The 3,874-nt window shown below is 76.5% G+C and carries 2 protein-coding genes; one reads left to right on the forward strand and one right to left on the reverse strand.

From position 1 onward, the window contains the following. Window positions 1-140: 140 nt before the first annotated feature. Window positions 141-1,946: a ScyD/ScyE family protein gene (locus ACI79C_RS25175; protein WP_456948438.1), complete on the reverse strand. Its 1,806-nt coding sequence runs from the start codon at window positions 1,944-1,946 to the stop codon at window positions 141-143. Window positions 1,947-2,223: 277 nt separating this feature from the next. On the opposite strand from ACI79C_RS25175, the gene ACI79C_RS25180 reads away from it, so the two are divergent. After that, window positions 2,224-3,684, forward strand: coding sequence for a benzaldehyde dehydrogenase (locus ACI79C_RS25180; protein WP_456948439.1), 1,461 nt, complete (start codon window positions 2,224-2,226; stop codon window positions 3,682-3,684). Window positions 3,685-3,874: the final 190 nt, after the last annotated feature.

Consider the following 3,874-nt stretch of genomic DNA (forward strand, 5'->3'; position numbering starts at 1 on the left):
CGCCCCCCACCACAACCCCCTCAACCACACCCCGCCCGACCCGCACCCCCCCCCCCCCCGCCCCACCCCCCCCCCCCCCCCCCCCCCCCCCCCCCCCCCCCCCCCCCCCCCCCCCCCACGGCCGTTCTGGAGGGCGCCGGTCAGGGGGTCTGGCCGCCCGGCCCCTGGTCGAGGGTCCCGTCGTCGTCCGCCGCGGCCCCGGTGCCGTCGGCTGGGACCCCGGTGCCGTCGGCGGGGGTCAGGGTGCCGTCGTCCGGGACGGGGACGTCGCCGTTGCCCTGGTCGAGGGTCCCGTCGTCGTCCGGGAGCACCGTGCCGTCGTCCGGGAGCGCCGAGCCGTCGTCGGCCGGCGCCGGCGTGGTCGCGCCGTCGTCGGCCGGGGCCGGGTCGGCGGCGGCGTCGTCCGCGGGGGCGGGCTCGGTCGCCACGTCCACCACCGGCAGCAGCTGCTCCTCGGCGTCCTCGGGGAAGGTGAAGCGCCACACCTGGCCGCCCTCGACGTCCTCGGTGGCCGGGTCGTCGGCGTCGGCGGGGGAGAGGCTGTAGGCGGCGACGTGGACCGCGCCGTTGCCGCCCAGCGCCAGGCCGGCCGGGAACGGGACGTCGGCCTCGACGTAGGTCGCCTCGTCGGAGTCCTCGGTCTCGAACCGGACCACCGAGCCGGTGCCGCCATCCGCGGGGCCCTCGCTGCCGAAGACCTGCGAGACGTAGACGTGCTCGCCGTCGGGGGCGACCGCGATGCCGTTGATCGCGGTGAAGCCGCTCCACCGGCCGGTCTCCTCGCCGTCGGCGTCGAGGCGCACGACCTCGGCACCGCCGGGAGCCAACCCGCCGCCGACCCCGCCGACGTAGACGTTGCCGTCGGCGTCCTGCGCGAGGGCGCTGGGCACGAACTGCGGCTCGCCCTCCTCGCCGGGGAAGGCGGCGAAGACGCTCACCTCGTAGTCGGGCAGCTCGTCGTCCCGCAGGTCGTCGAAGTCGGCGGTCACCTTCCACACCGCGTTGGCACCGGCGTCGGCGACCAGCGCGTACTGGTCGTCGCTGTCGTCCCCGCCGCCGTCCCCGCGGTCGTCGTCGCTGTCCTCCGGGTCGACGAAGAGGACCGCGTTCGGGTTGCTGTCGGCGACGCCGTTGCCGTCGGGGTCCTGGTCGCTCTCGGCCTGGCCGAGGTCGACCCACGGGCGGACCGCACCGTCGTCGCTGACGAGCAGGTGCTCCTGCGTCGCGGCCGCCGCGTCGTCGGTGTCGGGGGCCAGCGCGTCGGGGCTGAGTTCCCCCTGGGCGATCAGCAGGACGTCGTCCCGCTCGGTGGCGGCCACGCCGGCCGGGCCGACGGACCCCTCGGGGCTCTCCACCGAGTACAGGCCCTCGACGAGGGTCTCGGCCTCGCCGTCCTCGACCCGGCCGGGCCGCTCGATGCCGGCGACGGCGCCGGTCGGGCCCTCGCAGACCTCGGCGGCGGCCGCGGTGGCGGCGTCGTCGGCGGGGGCGGTGTCAGCGGAGGCGGTGTCAGCGGGAGGAGTGTCGGCGGGAGCGGTGGTCGTGTCGTCCGCGGTCGTGCCGGTGGCGGTGGCGTCGGCAGTCGTGTCCGTCGTGGTGTCCGGAGCGACGGGGGTGTCGCCGGAGCCCTGGTCGGCCGTGCCGTCGTCCCCGGCGGGAGCGGTGTCCTCGGCGACGACGGCCTCGTCCGTGGTCGCCAGGGTGTCGGCGGCGGTCGTCTCAGCCGGGGGCGCCTCGGCCGGGGCCGGCGCACAGTCCGTCCCACCCTGGCCGCTCTCGGCGACCAGCAGCGTGCGGCCGGACCAGGAGAGCTGGCGGGGGTTGTCCAGGTCGCCGGCGACCACGACGTGGTCGACGGGGTCGCTCCCGGGTGGGGCGGCGGTGGCCGCGGTCGCGCTGCCCAGCAGGAGCGCGAACGAGCCGGCGGCGATGATGGTCCTGCGCATGGGGGTCTCCGCTCGCGGGGGATCGGCGGTGTTCGGGGCGACCCCGGTCTCGGGAGCCGGGGCGGGCGGCCGGAGGCGGCCGCGACGGGACCCGAAGCTAGTTCCGCGTTCACCCGATCCGGTGCCCCCAACCGTGGGGACGGACGGGTCCGTCCCTGGGGGTGTCGCGGCGTGCCCAGCACGCTGGGTCAGTGGCGGGCCACTCGGGAGTGCCCCTTACCCATCGGTAGCCTCGGTGCCCGGGCCGCAGACGGGCGGCCGGGAACGGAGACGTGGGATGGCACTGCTGGACGACGGCGCGTGGCAGGGGAAGGTCTGGACGGGGGCCTGGACCGACGGCTCGGGCGGCACCTACGACGCGGTGGAGCCGGCCACCGGCGACGTGATCGGCGCAGTGGGGAAGGCGACGCCCGAGGACGTCCACACCGCCGCGGAGCGGGCCGTCGCGGCCCAGCGCGCGTGGGCGGCGCTGCCCTTCGAGGAGCGGGCGCGGGTGCTGCGCCGCGCCGGTGAGCTGCTCGAGGCCAACGCCGAGGAGATCAAGGGCTGGCTGTCCCGCGAGTCCGGCGCCATCCAGCCCTTCGGGGACTTCCAGGTGCACACCAGCGCCGCCGAGTGCTACGAGGCCGCCGCGCTGCCGTCCCACCCCTACGGCGAGCTGCTGCGCACCGGCGCCCCGCGGCTGTCCTTCGCCCGCCGGGTGCCGGCCGGCGTCGTCGGTGTGATCGCGCCGTTCAACGTGCCGACCATCCTGGCCATCCGGGCGATCGCGCCGGCCCTGGCGCTGGGCAACGCGGTGATCCTCAAGCCCGACCCGCGCACGGCCATCTGCGGCGGTGCGGTGTTCGCGCGGGTGTTCGAGGCGGCCGGGCTGCCGGCCGGCGTCTTCCAGGTGCTGCCCGGCGGCGCCGACGTCGGCGAGGCGCTGGTCGTCGAGCCCGCCGTGCGGATCATCGCCTTCACCGGCTCCACGAAGGCCGGCCGCGCCGTCGGCTCGCTGGCCGGGCAGCACCTCAAGCGGGCGCACCTGGAGCTGGGTGGGAACTCGGCGCTGATCGTGCTCCCGGACGTCGACGTGACCGCGGCCGCCTCGGTCGGCGCCTGGGGGACCTTCTCCCACTCCGGTCAGATCTGCATGGCGACGTCCCGGCACCTGGTGCACGAGTCGATCGCCGAGGAGTACACCGCGGTGCTCGCCGAGAAGGTGGAGAAGCTCCCGGTGGGCGACCCGTTCCGCGAGCAGGTGGCGCTCGGGCCGCTGATCGACGCAGGCCAGCGCGACCGGGTGCACGGCCTGGTGACCGCGTCGGTGGACGCCGGCGCCACGGTGCGCACGGGCGGCACCTTCGAGCGGCTGTTCTACCGGCCCACCGTGCTCGCCGACGTCCCGGTCGACGCCCCTGCCTACGCCGAGGAGATCTTCGGCCCGGTCGCCCCGGTGACCGCGTTCTCGTCCCTGGACGAGGTGGCCGCGCTCGCCGCGGGCACCGAGTACGGGCTGAGCCTGGGCATCCTGACCCGCGACGTCCACGCCGGCCTGGAGCTGGCCGAGCGGATCCCGTCGGGCCTGGTGCACATCAACGACCAGACGGTCAACGACGAGGCGGTCGCCCCGTTCGGCGGTGTCGGCGCCTCGGGCACCGGCTCCCGGCACGGTGGCCCGCAGGCCAACATCGAGGCGTTCACCGAGACGCAGTGGGTCACCCTGCGCGGCGACCTGCCCGCCTACCCCTTCTGATCCCCGGACGCACGAGGACCCCCTGGCCGGCCGGCCAGGGGGTCCTCACGCGTCAGGGCGGACCTCAGGCGGTGGCGGGCAGCGTCATCTCGGGGACGGTGTCGGGGATGGTCAGGGGGGCGTCGGTGGCCTTGGCGACGTCGTCGGGGGTGACGCCGGGAGCGGTCTCGACGAGGGTGAACCCGGCCGG

The organism is Geodermatophilus sp. SYSU D00697 (assembly GCF_054050175.1).

What these genes read in the sequence shown, in the direction of transcription:
- ACI79C_RS25175 (WP_456948438.1), bottom strand. Translation starts at nt 1,946, where the DNA reads ATGCGCAGGACCATCATCGCCGCCGGCTCGTTCGCGCTCCTGCTGGGC.
- ACI79C_RS25180 (WP_456948439.1), top strand. Translation starts at nt 2,224, where the DNA reads ATGGCACTGCTGGACGACGGCGCGTGGCAGGGGAAGGTCTGGACGGGG.